The 13,505-nt window shown below is 69.8% G+C and carries 16 protein-coding genes; 9 read left to right on the forward strand and 7 right to left on the reverse strand.

Features of this window, described 5'->3' with window-relative positions; genetic code table 11:
* Positions 1-100: 100 nt before the first annotated feature.
* The 6 genes from BM199_RS28280 (at position 101) to BM199_RS28305 (ending at position 5,112) form a co-directional block, all read left to right on the forward strand.
* Positions 101-850 (forward strand): lipid droplet-associated protein, encoded by a 750-nt coding sequence (locus BM199_RS28280; RefSeq protein ID WP_091677878.1) that lies wholly within the window; start codon positions 101-103, stop codon positions 848-850.
* The gene (gene xseA / locus BM199_RS28285; protein ID WP_091677881.1) at positions 847-2,109 is read left to right on the forward strand and encodes an exodeoxyribonuclease VII large subunit; all 1,263 of its coding nucleotides are present in this window, start codon (positions 847-849) and stop codon (positions 2,107-2,109) included. Before BM199_RS28280 ends, xseA begins: the two co-directional genes overlap by 4 nt.
* Positions 2,110-2,188: 79 nt before the next feature.
* On the forward strand, positions 2,189-2,650 hold the full coding sequence (locus BM199_RS28290; RefSeq protein WP_425425608.1) for a hypothetical protein: 462 nt from the start codon (positions 2,189-2,191) through the stop codon (positions 2,648-2,650).
* Positions 2,647-2,922, forward strand: a complete 276-nt coding sequence (locus tag BM199_RS28295; RefSeq protein ID WP_091677886.1) for an exodeoxyribonuclease VII small subunit — start codon at positions 2,647-2,649, stop codon at positions 2,920-2,922. Before BM199_RS28290 ends, BM199_RS28295 begins: the two co-directional genes overlap by 4 nt.
* 307 nt (positions 2,923-3,229) lie before the next feature.
* A complete protein-coding gene (glpX, locus tag BM199_RS28300; RefSeq protein ID WP_091677986.1) occupies positions 3,230-4,294 on the forward strand; it encodes a class II fructose-bisphosphatase in 1,065 nt (354 codons plus the stop codon).
* Entirely contained in the window at positions 4,294-5,112 is an 819-nt protein-coding gene (locus BM199_RS28305; RefSeq protein ID WP_091677889.1) for a S1 family peptidase, read from the forward strand. Before glpX ends, BM199_RS28305 begins: the two co-directional genes overlap by 1 nt.
* 12 nt (positions 5,113-5,124) lie before the next feature.
* On the opposite strand, the gene BM199_RS28310 is transcribed toward BM199_RS28305, so the two are convergent.
* Entirely contained in the window at positions 5,125-6,114 is a 990-nt protein-coding gene (locus BM199_RS28310) for an NAD(P)/FAD-dependent oxidoreductase (protein ID WP_091677892.1), read from the reverse strand.
* Positions 6,115-6,314: 200 nt separating this feature from the next.
* Here BM199_RS28310 and BM199_RS28315 point away from each other — a divergent pair, with 200 nt between their 5' ends.
* On the forward strand, positions 6,315-7,712 hold the full coding sequence (locus BM199_RS28315) for a class II fumarate hydratase (RefSeq protein ID WP_091677895.1): 1,398 nt from the start codon (positions 6,315-6,317) through the stop codon (positions 7,710-7,712).
* A 4-nt stretch (positions 7,713-7,716) separates the two neighbouring features.
* Here BM199_RS28315 and BM199_RS28320 read toward each other — a convergent pair whose 3' ends face one another.
* Positions 7,717-8,205, reverse strand: coding sequence for a GNAT family N-acetyltransferase (locus BM199_RS28320; RefSeq protein ID WP_091677898.1), 489 nt, complete (start codon positions 8,203-8,205; stop codon positions 7,717-7,719).
* 14 nt (positions 8,206-8,219) lie between these two features.
* Positions 8,220-8,789: a TetR/AcrR family transcriptional regulator gene (locus BM199_RS28325; RefSeq protein ID WP_425425609.1), complete on the reverse strand. Its 570-nt coding sequence runs from the start codon at positions 8,787-8,789 to the stop codon at positions 8,220-8,222.
* Positions 8,790-8,870: 81 nt separating this feature from the next.
* On the opposite strand from BM199_RS28325, the gene BM199_RS28330 reads away from it, so the two are divergent.
* Together BM199_RS28330 and BM199_RS28335 are read left to right on the forward strand one after the other, a co-directional pair.
* Positions 8,871-9,797 (forward strand): DMT family transporter, encoded by a 927-nt coding sequence (locus tag BM199_RS28330; protein ID WP_091677903.1) that lies wholly within the window; start codon positions 8,871-8,873, stop codon positions 9,795-9,797.
* Positions 9,798-9,808: 11 nt separating this feature from the next.
* Positions 9,809-11,320, forward strand: coding sequence for an ATP-dependent DNA ligase (locus BM199_RS28335; RefSeq protein ID WP_091677988.1), 1,512 nt, complete (start codon positions 9,809-9,811; stop codon positions 11,318-11,320).
* Between the two features lie 9 nt (positions 11,321-11,329).
* Here the strand turns inward: BM199_RS28335 and BM199_RS28340 are convergent, their stop codons facing one another.
* From BM199_RS28340 to BM199_RS28350, 4 genes are all read right to left on the reverse strand, one after another.
* On the reverse strand, positions 11,330-11,548 hold the full coding sequence (locus BM199_RS28340; RefSeq protein ID WP_091677905.1) for a hypothetical protein: 219 nt from the start codon (positions 11,546-11,548) through the stop codon (positions 11,330-11,332).
* Between the two features lie 54 nt (positions 11,549-11,602).
* Complete coding sequence (locus tag BM199_RS34045; RefSeq protein WP_177242833.1) at positions 11,603-11,746, reverse strand: hypothetical protein; 144 nt, start codon at positions 11,744-11,746, stop codon at positions 11,603-11,605.
* A 55-nt stretch (positions 11,747-11,801) separates the two neighbouring features.
* Positions 11,802-11,987 (reverse strand): hypothetical protein, encoded by a 186-nt coding sequence (locus BM199_RS34755; RefSeq protein WP_245788835.1) that lies wholly within the window; start codon positions 11,985-11,987, stop codon positions 11,802-11,804.
* 154 nt (positions 11,988-12,141) lie between these two features.
* Positions 12,142-13,389, reverse strand: a complete 1,248-nt coding sequence (locus BM199_RS28350) for an NADH:flavin oxidoreductase/NADH oxidase family protein (RefSeq protein ID WP_091677908.1) — start codon at positions 13,387-13,389, stop codon at positions 12,142-12,144.
* Between the last annotated feature and the right edge of the window lie 116 nt (positions 13,390-13,505).

Raw genomic sequence — 13,505 nt, forward strand, 5'->3', positions numbered from 1 at the left:
GAGCGCGGGCCGTTGTGGCTGTTGTGCGGCGGGTCACCATCTGCCGACACCTCGCCCTGCCGGTTGGGCAGGATGGGGTATGTACGGCAGGCTAGGGGCCATGAAGTCTCTCCCGTTCCCGCTACGGGTCGCCGCGGGCCTCGCCGTCACCACCGCCGAACGGGTTCGCGAGCTGCCGAAGCACGTCGCCGGGTTCCCCGTGACGGTCGCGAGCCAGGTGCTACAGGCATCGATGCGTGTGCAGCAGCACATCACCGAACTGGCCATCAAGGGCGATGACGCCCTGTCCGTGCTGCGCCCGGTCGAGGAGACGCCGAGCTGGGCGACCTTCGATGAGGACGAGACCGACCTCACGGCGCCCGCCCCGGGGTTCCAGAACGTCACTCCACTCGACCGGAACCCGAGCGTGACCGAGCCGGAGCGTTCGGTAACCAGCGCCGCCGTGGAGAACAACGGCCACCGGCCCAGCAGTACTCCCGACCCCACCGAACGGCCGGATTCCGAGCAGGACGAGGATCCTTGGACCAGGGAGGAACGCGCGCTGGCACAGGAGCACTCCGAAGGTGAGTTCGACAGTGCTCCGTTCGACACCGCCGCACCCGAGCCGCGGGCGACCGACTCGCAGTCCGCGGAATCCGGCGGCCCCGCCGGACTGAGCAACTACGACGAGCTCACACTGCCCCAGGTCAGGGCCCGGCTGCGGCACCTGAGCCTGGAACAGCTCGAGGAGCTGCTGGCCTACGAACGCGCGCACGCCGACCGCCCTTCGTTCGTCGGAATGCTGGCGCGGCGGATCGGGAACGTGCGCGGGACGGGCAACACCGGTGCCGAGGGCTCGACGGAGCGGTGAGCAGCGGCACGGAACAGTCGGCACGCGAGAACACCGGACATAGCGCGGAAAACCCCTGGCCGGTCCGTACCGTGGCCAGGAAGATCGCGGACTGGATCCACCGGCTCGGCGCGGTGTGGGTGGAGGGTCAGCTGACCCAGATCTCGGCCCGGCAGGGAACGCAGACGGCGTTCCTCACCCTGCGCGACCCGTCCGCGGACGTCTCGATGACGGTCACCTGCCCGATGCGGATCCTGCGTTCGGTCGAGCCCCCGCTGCGCGAGGGCGCCAGTGTGGTCGTGCACGCCAAGCCGACATTCTTCCTCGGCAGGGGCACCTTGAGCCTGCGGGCCAACGAGATCCGCGCGGTCGGAATCGGTGAACTGCTCGCCAGGATCGAGCGGTTGCGCAAGCTGCTGGCCGCCGAGGGTCTGTTCGCGGTGGAACGCAAGCGGAGGCCGCCGTTCCTGCCGAAGGGGATCGGCCTGATCACCGGGCGTGCCTCGGCCGCCGAGCGGGATGTGCTGGTGAACACCAGCGCCCGCTGGCCCGCCGCCCGGTTCCAGGTCATCAACACGGCGGTACAGGGCGCGCAGGCCGTTCCGCAGATTCTCCGAGCACTGTCCAAATTGGATTCCGACCCGGATATCGACGTCATCGTCATCGCGCGGGGCGGAGGCAGCGTCGAGGACCTGCTGCCGTTCTCCGACGAGGCGCTGTGCCGGGCGGTCTCCTCGGCCCGCACTCCCATCGTGAGCGCGATCGGCCACGAGCCCGACACGCCACTCCTCGATCACGTCGCCGATCTGCGTTGTTCCACTCCCACCGACGCGGGCAAACGGATCGTGCCCGATGTCCGGGAGGAGACCGAGCGGGTACACCAGATGCGTGATCGCGCACGCCGCGCACTGCACGGCTGGGTGGACACCCAGTGCAGGCTGCTCGACCAGCTGCGCAGCAGGCCCGCGCTGGCCGACCCGCTCGGCCCCATCCAACGGCGCTCCGACGAAGTCGCGTTGCAGGCGCAGCGCGGCACGCGGGCGATGATGACGGTGCTGACCAGAGAACAGGCGGCCCTGACCTCCGCGCGAGCCCGGCTGGCCGCACTCGGCCCCGCGGCGACGTTGGCCAGGGGGTACGCGATCGTGCAGTATTCCGACCCTGAAGGCAACCTCCGGGTACTCCGGTCGGTCTCTGAAGTCGCGGAGGGAACTCCGCTTCGCGTTCGCATGGCTGACGGCGTCACCCATGCGATCGCGAACGGCGAGACCGGCGAGTGAGATCCGCACGACCGGCCAGAGGAAGGAGGAAGAAGCGTTGCCGCCACGGCACAGACCCCAAGCACCGCAGCCACAGCTCGTGACGCCGTTGCCATCCCCGGCACGCACGACCACCTTCCTCCCACTGACGACCGAAGCGGCCCTGCGGCTGTCGCGCACCGGTCCCGACCACAACCGCGCACTCGTGCTGCGCCACCGCGCCGAGGAGGCCGACGCCGCGGCGGGCAGGTGCTGGACAGCACTGCTCGCGGGCTGTGATTCCACCGTGCGCTGGGGGCTCCGCCCCCGGCTGCGCCAGTTGTCCGAGGCGACCTCCCTCTACGTCGGCACGCACTGGTGGTTCAACGACGGCGCGACCCACCGTCGCCGGGTCGCGCAGTCGCAGGTCCACATCGAGGACGCGATCGCCGACGGTGACGGGCAGGAGTTCGCCATGGCCTTCATCGGGTACGACCACGCGATGGCCAGCGCGGTAGTGTGCGGCACTCGCCCACTCGGCGAGATCCAGCCCCCTCAGCACACCCGGAGTCCGACACAGTGACCGACAGCGCACCCGAAGGCGAGACCGCGGAACTCGGCTACGAGCAGGCCCGTGATCAGCTCATCGAAGTCGTACGCGGCCTCGAGGCGGGCGGACTCTCGCTCGAGGAGTCGCTCGCGCTCTGGGAACGCGGCGAGGAGCTGGCCAAACTGTGCGAACGGCATCTCGACGGAGCGCGCGAGCGGATCGAGGCCGCCCTGGCCTCCGTCGAGGACGCGGAGGACACGGGGGGCGCCGAAGGCTCCAACGGAACCGCCGCGAACACAGGGTGACTCTCGCCATGCTCGTCTGAGCGTGCGCCTGCCGTTGTATCTGGAAGGGCGTCTGAGAACTGGACTGACCTGCGGTGGTGAGTGAAAGAACGTGCCCGCCCGTCTCCCACCACCACCCAAACGGAGGCGCTCCGCGCCCAAGAACGCGCGTGTGGCGAAGCCCACGAGCGGGGAGGCGGGGCACACGACCTGCGGCGGCGACCATTCCACTTCATGTCCGAGCACAGCCGAGTCGATCGTGTCGCGCGTTTTCAAACTGGCTCTGAGAGAATCAGTGCACTCCGAGCACAGCGAACCGGGAGGCACCATGTCCACCGCAGGACAGTCCAGCAGCACGCCCCGACTCAGGGAAGCGCCGGACCGCAACCTGGCGATGGAGCTGGTCAGGGTCACCGAAGCGGCATCGATGGCCGCGGGGCGCTGGGTCGGCAAGGGCGACAAGATCGGCGGGGACGGCGCGGCCGTCGACGCGATGCGCCAGCTCGTCGGCACGGTGTCGATGCGCGGTGTCGTGGTGATCGGCGAGGGCGAGAAGGACGAGGCGCCCATGCTGTTCAACGGCGAGGAGGTCGGCAACGGCGACGGTCCCGACTGTGATGTGGCCGTGGACCCGATCGACGGCACCACGCTGATGGCCAAGGGCATGCCCAACGCGCTGGCTGTACTGGCGGTCGCGGAGCGCGGCGCCATGTTCGACCCGTCCGCTGTGTTCTACATGGAGAAACTCGCCGTCGGCCCGGAGGCCGCTGGCACGGTGGACCTGTCCGCGCCCATCGCGGAGAACATCCGCCGGGTCGCCAAGGCCAAGCACAGCGGCGTTTCCGACGTCACGGTCTGCATCCTGGACCGGCCTCGGCACGAGCAGATCGTCAAGGAGGTCCGCGAGGCAGGCGCGCGCATCCGGTTCATCTCCGACGGTGACGTCGCAGGTGCCATCGCCGCGGCCCGCCCCACGACCGGTGTGGACATGCTGCTCGGCATAGGCGGCACACCGGAGGGGATCATCGCGGCATGCGCGATGAAGTGCCTCGGCGGTGAGCTGCAGGGCCGGTTGTGGCCGAAGGACGACGCCGAGCGGGAGAAGGCACTCGCGGCGGGCCACGACCTGGACCGGGTGCTGAGCACCGACGACCTCGTCCGTGGGGACAACGTCTTCTTCTGCGCGACGGGCGTGACCGACGGCGATCTGCTGCGCGGAGTGCACTACCGGGCGGGCGGCGCGACCACTCAGTCGATCGTGATGCGTTCCAAGTCTGGCACCGTCCGGCTGATCGACGGCTATCACCGGCTGACGAAGCTCCGCTCGTACTCGTCGGTGGACTTCGACGGCAGCCTGGACGAGAACGGCGACGTCGTCCCGCCACTGCCCTGATGGCGGTCCGGCGCAGCAGGGCCGCCGTCGCGCTGGCGGTGACACTGGGGCTGATCTCGACGGGTGTCCAGCAGGCGGCGGCGGTCCAGCCACTGATCATCGGCGGGACCGCCGCCGATGAGCCGTACCCGTTCATGGTGTCCATACAGACCCGCTCCGGGCAGCACTTCTGTGGCGGTTCGCTCCTGTCGCCCACCTGGGTGCTCACGGCGGCGCACTGCGTGGACGGCAGGAAACCCCGAGCCGTCAGTGCCCGGATCGGCAGCGCGGACCGCTCGCAGGGCGGAGAACTCCGCGAGGCCGCGGAGATCATCGTGCACCAGGCCTACGACCCCGAGGGCGCGGGTGGCGACCTCGCACTGGTGCGACTCACCGAACCCGCGGAGGCCACGCCCGCGCCCATCGCCACAACGACAGAGGTGGGCACGGCCGCGCGCATTCTCGGCTGGGGTCAGACCTGCCCGACCGAGGGCTGTGGGGAGAGTCCGGTGCAACTGCAGCAGTTGGACACCTCCCTGGTGGAGAGCAAACTCTGCACCGCCGAGTTCGATGACGCCGCGGAACTGTGTGTCGACAACCCCGGCGGCGACGCTGGATCGTGCTACGGCGACTCCGGCGGGCCTGCCCTGCGGAAGGTGGAGGAGGGCCGGTGGGAGGTACTCGGCCTGACCAGCAGACCGGGCAACGGGGACCGGACCTGCGCTACTGCGCCCTCGATCTACACCTCGGCCACCGCCTACTCCCAGTGGATCACAGAGCAAATGGCGCCGCCGGAACCCGAGCCGGCCCCCGAGCCGGCGACGGCACCCGCGGCATAGTCCGTCGCGAGTTCACTCGACGTTGCTCGAATGCCCGGGGAACAGGTGGGCGTCGGGGTTGAGCAGCACCGCGATGTTGTTCACCGCGGTGGCGGCCTCGCCGAAGCCCGTGGCGATGAGTTTGACCTTGCCGGGATAGGCGGCGACGTCACCCGCGGCGTACACCCGTTCCCGTGCCGTCGCCATTGTGGAGTCGACGGCGATGGAGCGATGGTCGATCTCCAGCCCCCAGTTCTCGATCGGCCCGAGGTCGGCGGTGAACCCGAGTGCTGCCACGACGGACTGCGCGGGCAGCACCTCCTGCTGCCCGCCCTTGATCTCCAGCGTCACCTCGGCGAGCCCACCGTCGTCGCCGCCACGCAACTCCGTGACCTCCGCGTCGGTGATGATCCGGACGCCGAGGTCCCGCACCTCCCGGACGATCGACTCCGCGGCGCGGAAGCGCGCTCGCCGGTGCACGAGGGTGACGCTGGAGGCGATCGGACGCAGGGCGAGTGCCCAGTCGAACGCGGAGTCGCCACCCCCGACGACCACGACGTCCTGTCCCTGGTGCGCGTCGAGCGCCGGCACGAAATGCACCATGCCGCGCCCCAGCCAGCCGTCGCCCGCGGGCAGGGGGCGGGGGGTGAACTCGCCGATGCCCGCGGTGACGAGCACCGCGCCCGCCCGCACCCGCTGTCCGCCGTCCAACGTGAGCTCGACGCCGTCGTCCACCTGAGCCAGCCCCTCGGCCTTGCGCCCGAGCAGGTAGATCGGTTTCCACGGGGCGACCTGCTCGACGAGCCCCTTGACCAGGTCGCGGCCGCGCACTGCGGGGAATCCGCCAACGTCGTAGATCATCTTCTCCGGGTACATGGCGGTCACCTGACCACCTGACTCCGGCAGGGAGTCCACAATGGCCATCGTCAGACCGCGGAAGCCCGCGTAGTAACCGGCGAATAGACCGGTGGGGCCCGCTCCGACGATGACGATGTCGACGGACAGATCCTCGGGTGTGCTCATTCGGTGGTCCTTCCGCCTGTGGTGGGTGGCAGCCGTCACAACCAACACTATGACGCGAAGCGTCTCGATGGGGGGCGGTGGCCGGGCGACGGGCGGGCTATGACGCGAAGCGTCTCCTTGGGGGGCGGTGGCCGGGCGACGGGCGGGCAAGTGCTCAACACCACCGGGCGACCGAATCGCGGTTGGGCCAGACTGGCCCTATGGCTGAACAGGAATTTCGGATCGAACACGACACGATGGGCGAGGTGAAGGTCCCGGCCGCGGCCCTGTACCGCGCGCAGACCCAGCGGGCCGTGGAGAACTTCCCGATCTCCGGCCGTGGCCTGGAACGCGCCCAGATTCGTGCGCTCGGCCTGCTCAAGGCGGCTGCGGCGCGGGTGAACGCCCGCCTTGGCGTCCTCGACGGCGAGGTGGCCGCGGCCATCGCGACGGCGGCCGACGAGGTGGCCGAGGGCAGGCACGACGAGCACTTCCCGATCGACGTCTTCCAGACCGGGTCCGGCACCTCGTCCAACATGAACGCGAACGAGGTCATCGCCACACTGGCCAGTCGCGCTCTGGGGCGGGACGTGCACCCGAACGACGACGTCAACGCCTCCCAGTCGTCCAACGACACGTTTCCCACGACCATTCACGTCGCGGCGACCGAGGCCGTGCTGACGGACCTGATTCCGGCGCTGGAGCACCTCGCCGAGACGATCGAGGGACGGGCCGCGGAGTGGGCCGAAGTGGTGAAGTCTGGCCGGACGCACCTGATGGACGCGGTGCCGATCACCCTGGGGCAGGAAGCGGGCGCGTGGGCGGCGCAGGTCCGCTTCGGCATGGAACGGCTGCGTGGCTGCCTGCCGCGGCTCGGTGAGCTGCCGATCGGCGGCACCGCGGTCGGCTCCGGCCTTAACGCGCCCGACGGTTTCGGCAACGCGGTGGCAGGCGAGCTGGCGAAGGTGACGAATCTGCCGCTGACCGAGGCGCGCGACCACTTCGAGGCGCAGGCCACCCAGGACGGCGTCGTCGAGGCCTCGGGGCAGTTGCGCACCGTCGCCGTGTCGCTGAACAAGATCGCGAACGACCTGCGATGGCTGGGTTCGGGGCCACGCACCGGTCTCGGCGAGCTGGCCCTGCCCGATCTGCAGCCCGGGTCGTCGATCATGCCGGGCAAGGTCAACCCGGTCATCCCCGAGGCCACGCTGCAGGTGGTCGCCCAGGTGATCGGCAACGACGCCGCGGTGGCCTTCGCCGGCGCGCAGGGCAACTTCCAGCTCAACGTGAACCTGCCGGTGATCGCCCGCAACGTGCTCGAGTCCACCCGCCTGCTCGCGGCCGTGTCGAGGTTGCTGGCGGACAAGGTCTTCGCCGGCGTGCAGGCCAATGTGGAGCAGGCGCGGGAGTACGCGGAAGGCTCGCCGTCGATCGTGACGCCGCTGAACTCCTACATCGGCTACGAGGAAGCGGCCGCCGTCGCGAAGCAGGCGCTGAAGGAGCGCAGGACGATCCGGGAAGTGGTGCTCGAACGCGGCCACGTGGCGAACGGCAAGCTCACCGAGGCCCAGCTCGACGAGGCACTCGACGTCCTCAGAATGGCGCGCGGGGGCAAGTAGGCGCTCACAGCTCCAAGTGCATGACGTGCATCCCGACCGGTCCGAGTCGGGGATGGTCGAAGGCACGGGGAACCGTGGCGAGCGTGCGGAAACCCATCGAGTGGTACAGGTGGACCGCACCCACGTTGGTCTCCACCACGGCGTTGAACACCATCGCCCGGTACCCGTGCCCGCGTGCCGCGTCCAGCACGTGCTGGGCCAGACGCCTGCCGAGACCCCGGCCGCCGCACTCCGGGTCGACGAGGAAGGTGGCGTTCGCGACCCGGCTGATCGGCCCGTAGTTCGGCCTCAGCTGCGCCGATCCGACGATGCGCCCGCCTTCCTCGGCCACGAACACCCGCACGGGCGGCTGCGCCATCCAGATGCGTTCGGCCTGTTCCGACTCGGTGTCCGGGTCCCAGGCGATCGTCTCGCCCGCCGCGGCTATCCAGTGCCAGAACGGCCAGATCCGCGGCCAATCCTCCGTGCGTGCATCTCTGATGATCGGCGCCATGGTTATCGGCGCCCTCAGTGCTCGACCAGCTGCCGGGCGATCTCCTTGGCGTTGCCGATCGCACCGGGGACCACCCCGAAGGACGCGGTGACCGTGGCGCCTTCCAGCAGCACCAGCAGAGATGTGGCGACCCGGCGCGGATTGCGCAGCCGGGCGTCCCTGGCGAGCGTGCGCAGGTAGTCCAGCATCCACAGCTTCTGCTCCCGGATGACCTCACGGCCCGGATGCGCCGCGTCCGTCAGCTCGGCCTGTGCGTTCACGAAGGCGCAGCCACGCGGGTTCTCCGTGGACATCCACTCCTCGAGCGCGTCGAACACGAGCAGCAGCCTGCGGGCGGGCGGCACTCGGGTGCCGCGCTCGACCACGCCGACGACATGCTCGCGCCAGCGCTCGTCACGGCGCGCGAGATAGTGCCCGACCAGGGTGTCCTTCGAGCCGAACCGGTCGTACAGGGTCTTCTTGGTCACCCCCGCCTCGGTCGCGATCGACTCGACGCCGACCGCGTGGATGCCGTTCTCGTAGAACAGGCGCCCGGCGACCTCGAGCACTCGCTCCGCCGCAGGAGTCATCGTCAGTTCGTCCATCACCCCTTGACAGTATACCGGTCGGTCTAGTTAGTCTAGTAACCATACCGGTCGGTATACCTCAACCGGAAAGGACGTCCGATGAGGACAGACGCGGTCCCAGCCGTTGGTTTCGTACTGATGTGGAGCTCCGGTTTCATCGGCGCCACACTCGGGACCCAGCACGCCGGATCGAACACCCTGTTGATGTGGCGGTTTCTCGCCGCCACCGCACTCATCGGGCTCTGGTGGTCCCTGACTCGCAGGCGCAGGTTCACCGCGAGGGAGATCGGGGTGCACGCGGGGGTCGGCCTGCTGTCGCAAGGCGGCTATCTGTACGGCGTCGTCATGTCGGCCGAACTCGGCGTGCCTGCTGGAATCGCGGCACTGGTCGCCGCCCTGCAGCCGATCGTCGCGGCCACGCTCAGCGGCCCGCTGCTCGGCGAGCACACCAGCCGCCCGCAGTGGATCGGACTCGCCGTGGGACTCGCCGGGGTGGCACTGGTGGTCGGCGGGGACCTGAACGGCGACTCTGGGGCTCCCACGCTCGCCTATGCCCTTCCGTTCGGGGCCATGCTCTCGCTGGTCGCGGCGACCTTCGTCGAGCGGAAGGCCGCCACGGAACTTCCGCTCGGTGACTCACTGATGATCCAGTGCGCCGGCAGCGCGGTGCTGTTCACCGGCCTGGCCATGGCGACCGGTGAGGCGGCCCCGCCCACCTCGGGGTCGTTCTGGCTGGCGGTCGCGTGGGTGGTCGTGCTCTCCACGTTCGGCGGCTACGGCTTCTACTGGCTCAACGTCCGGCGCGGCTCGGTCACCCGCGTCTCCAGCCTGCTGTACCTGACGCCGCCCACCACGATGCTCCTCGCGCTGGTCATGTTCGGCGAGCAGGTGGCGCCGCTCGGCCTGCTCGGGCTGGCCGTCTGCCTCGGTGCCGTGCTGCTCGTCCTGCGCACCCCCACCGGGAATTCGGCGGCGGCGGTTTCGGAGGCGTCCGTTCCGGAAGCGGAGTGTCGGACCGCTGGGTGATGATGGCAGGCATGCTGCTCGACACCGTCGTCACCGCGTCCGCCGACCTGGCGGCCACCCGCTCGCGCAAGGCGAAGATCGCCATCCTGGCCGAGACGTTGCGCGCGGCCCCGGTGAGCGAACTCGCCTCGGCCGTCGCCTTCCTCACCGGCGCGCCGACGCAGGGCCGAATCGGCACCGGCTGGCGCACGCTCGTCGACCTCGAGACCCCGCCCGCGGACACTCCGTCGCTGACCCTCGGCGAGGTGGACGCCGCACTGGGCGCGATCGCGGCGGCCGGCGGCACTGGTTCCGTGGCGCGGCGGGCGACCGCGCTCACCGAACTGTTCGGCCGGGCCACCAAGGACGAACAGCGATTTCTGGTCCGGCTGCTCACGGGGGAACTACGCCAGGGCGCGCTGGAGGGGGTGATGGTCGACGCCATCGCCGCCGCGGCCGCGGTGCAGGCCGACGTCGTGCGGCGCGCGCTGATGCTGTCCGGTTCGCTGGCCGCCACCGCGAGCGCGGCGATGTCGGGTGGCACGGACGCACTCACCCGGTTCCGGATAAAGCTGGGCAGGCCGGTCCGGCCGATGCTCGCCTCCCCGGCGGAGTCCCTCGCCGAGGCGATCACCGAACTCCCCTCGGCCATCGTGGAGTACAAGATGGACGGTGCAAGGATCCAGGTGCACCGGGAGGGCGACGAGGTGCACGTCTACACCAGGACCCTGCGGGAGATCACTGGTCAGGTCGGCGAACTGGTGGCGCTGGTCCGGGCGATGCCGTGCGAGTCGGTCGTCCTGGACGGGGAGACGCTCGCGCTCACCGACGAGGGCAGGCCGCGGCCGTTCCAGGAGACGATGGCGCGGTTCGGCAGCACCCGCGACGAGCAGGTGCGGGCGCTGCTGCTGCGGCCGTACTTCTTCGACTGCCTGCACCTGGACGGTGTTGACCTGCTCGACGCCCCGCTGCGCGAGCGCAACGAGGCGCTGCGCAGTGTCGCTGGCGAGCATGTCATCCCCGGTGAGATCGACCCCGTGGACGCATCCGCCCTGCTCGACAGCGCCCTCGCCGCGGGGCACGAGGGGGTCATGGTCAAAGCGCTGGACTCGGTGTACGCGGCGGGCAGGCGTGGCCGGGCCTGGCTGAAGGTCAAACCCGTCCACACGCTCGACCTGGTCGTGCTGGCCGCGGAGTGGGGACACGGCAGGCGCACCGGTTACCTCTCGAACCTGCACCTCGGCGCCCGCGATCCGGACGGCGGCCCGCCGATCATGGTCGGCAAGACGTTCAAGGGCCTCACCGACGAACTCCTCACCTGGCAGACCGAACGGTTGCAACAGATCGAGCGCGAACGCTCCGACTGGGTCGTGCACGTCCGGCCCGAACTCGTGGTGGAGATCGAACTCGACGGTGCCCAGACGAGTACCCGCTACCCCGGCGGAGCGGCGCTGCGCTTCGCCAGGGTCGTGCGGTACCGCCCGGACAAGGACCCCGCCGACGCCGACACGATCGACGCCGTACGGGGCCTGCTCCGTGGCTGATCGTGTCGGTCAGCGGGCGACCGTCTTCACCACTCCGCCGTAGTACGGGAAGTTCGCGCCGGTCCGGGTGCCGGGCCGCAGGCACAGCGCGTCCTTGCCGAGTCGCCTGATGTATCCCGAGTACTTATTGCCACAGGTCTTGATGATGTCCGACACGGCGACCTCGCCGGCCGGTGCCGTCACGAGGGTGAGTCCGGCGACGGTCGCCGCCCTGGTGATCGAACGCATGCCTGTCCCCTGTTCGGTGAGGGTGGAATCAGTAGCAGCGGGCCGAGGAAATGCTTACGTGTAGTTGTTCGACGCGTTCGACCGCACGTCGAAGGCGATCCTGTAACTGATCGGCGACTCGCCGAGCACGTCGGTGCTGACCTTCTTCTCCTTGCCGGGTGCGATGCCGCCCTTCCACAGGACCTTGTCCCACCGCACGTCTCGAATTTGACCACCGCGACGGATGGCCACTCGCGGTGCTACTCCACGACCTTCACGAGGAAGAACAGCGCCCCGCCCGCGCCCGCTCCCATCTGGCCAGCCACTCGGTTCGCGCCGCATCCTGGCACTCGCCGAGGATGTCCACCGCGAGCACGCGGACGAACTCCCAGGTGGTGTCCCAGGACGGCAGCTGCCTGCTCCGCGCCGCGGCGGACAACGCGGACTTGGAGGCCAACACCCCGTACTCGCCGCGCATCCGGTCGTAGGAAGGGCCGCCTGCGGCCCGCTTCAGTTCCCAGAGCCGGTGCGCGAACTCCGCGGCCGGTCCGGCGGACGGGTACGGGCGAGCGACCGAAGGCAGGCGAACTTCCTCCGAAGGAGGACAGTGTCGCTCAACCGCGGACCCGGCGAAACGCGTTGAGCGGGTCGTTCACACCCGCGACGACGAGCGAGCGGACGGCACCGCGACGGCGGTCCACCGGCTTGCCGGACGCGACACGATGCATCTGCTGGGTGTGCCACTGGATCTCCAGCCAGCTGTCGGCCAGCCGGATACCGGTCTTCGGGCAGAGGCGCTCCGCTTCGACATCCTCCCCGGCCAGCAACCGTGCGGGCAGGTCCGGTGTGACGGTGACCGGGCGGCCGAGCCCGATGACGTCGAGCGCGCCGGAACGCAGGGCGGCCGCCATCCCCGCGACGGTCCGGAATCCGCCGGTGACCATCAGGGCGACATCGCTGACCTGCCGGGCCTTGGTTGCGTAGTCGAGGAAATATGCCTCCCTGCTGCGCGTGCTGGCCCTGCTGCCGCTGGTCAGACCCATCATCGCCGCGCGCTCGTAGGTGCCGCCGGAGATCTCGAGCAGGTCGATGCCCGCCTCGCCGAGCTCGCGGACGACCTCGAGCGACTCCTCCTCGGTGAACCCGCCGCGCTGGAAATCAGCGCTGTTCAGCTTCACCGACAGCGGAACGGAGTCCCCGACCTCCGCCCTGACCCGGCGCACGAGTTCGAGCAGGAATCTCCTTCGCCGCACCGCGTCCCCGCCCCAGGCGTCCGTACGCCGGTTCGTCAGCGGTGAGAGGAACTGGGAGATGAGGTACCCGTGCGCGCCGTGCAGCTGGATGCCGCGGAATCCGGCGTCGATCACCGTGCGCGCCGACACGGCGAAACGGTCGATGATGACGTCGATCTCGTTGCCGGTCAGCGCACGGGGAGTCGCGAAGACCGAGCGGACGCCGCGATCCCCGAACGGCACGGCGGACGGGGCGACCGGCTGCCGGGACAGGAAGCGCGGACTCTGCCGTCCGGGGTGGTTGAGCTGCACCCACAGCTGGGAGCCGGTTCCCGTGGAAGCCGCCGCCCACTCCCGGAACGCCCCCGCGTCGGGCTCCTCGGACACCGCGACGTTGCGCGGCTCGCCGAGCGCGCGTGGGTCCACCATCACATTGCCCGTGACCAGTACCCCTGCGCCGCCCCTCGACCAGGTGCGATACAGCTCGACGAGCTCCCTGCCGGGCCGGTTGCGGCGGTCTCCCAGCTGCTCGCTCAACGCCGACTTCGCCAACCGGTGGGGCAACACGGCGCCACAGCGCAGCGTCAGGGGCTCGGCCAGCAGTTCGACCGCCGCATTCGTCGTCGGCATCGACCCCTCCAGGTGGACTCGTCCGCACGAAGTTCTACCTACCGGCAGTAACCTACCCGAAAGTAGATACCGGCGGTAGGTGAGTCTGGTCCACCCCGGATCGTGCTGCTCACGAC

The sequence above is a fragment of the Amycolatopsis marina genome (genome assembly GCF_900111885.1).
GTDB lineage: Bacteria > Actinomycetota > Actinomycetes > Mycobacteriales > Pseudonocardiaceae > Amycolatopsis > Amycolatopsis marina.

Coding starts and splice junctions, on each gene's coding strand:
- BM199_RS28330 (WP_091677903.1), top strand. CDS start 8,871: ATGAGGACAGACGCGGTCCCAGCCGTTGGTTTCGTACTGATGTGGAGC.
- BM199_RS28340 (WP_091677905.1), bottom strand. CDS start 11,548: ATGCGTTCGATCACCAGGGCGGCGACCGTCGCCGGACTCACCCTCGTG.
- BM199_RS28310 (WP_091677892.1), bottom strand. CDS start 6,114: ATGAGCACACCCGAGGATCTGTCCGTCGACATCGTCATCGTCGGAGCG.
- BM199_RS28305 (WP_091677889.1), top strand. CDS start 4,294: ATGGCGGTCCGGCGCAGCAGGGCCGCCGTCGCGCTGGCGGTGACACTG.
- BM199_RS28315 (WP_091677895.1), top strand. CDS start 6,315: ATGGCTGAACAGGAATTTCGGATCGAACACGACACGATGGGCGAGGTG.
- BM199_RS28335 (WP_091677988.1), top strand. CDS start 9,809: ATGCTGCTCGACACCGTCGTCACCGCGTCCGCCGACCTGGCGGCCACC.
- BM199_RS28325 (WP_425425609.1), bottom strand. CDS start 8,789: ATGGACGAACTGACGATGACTCCTGCGGCGGAGCGAGTGCTCGAGGTC.
- BM199_RS28280 (WP_091677878.1), top strand. CDS start 101: ATGAAGTCTCTCCCGTTCCCGCTACGGGTCGCCGCGGGCCTCGCCGTC.
- BM199_RS28320 (WP_091677898.1), bottom strand. CDS start 8,205: ATGGCGCCGATCATCAGAGATGCACGCACGGAGGATTGGCCGCGGATC.
- BM199_RS28350 (WP_091677908.1), bottom strand. CDS start 13,389: ATGCCGACGACGAATGCGGCGGTCGAACTGCTGGCCGAGCCCCTGACG.
- glpX (WP_091677986.1), top strand. CDS start 3,230: ATGTCCACCGCAGGACAGTCCAGCAGCACGCCCCGACTCAGGGAAGCG.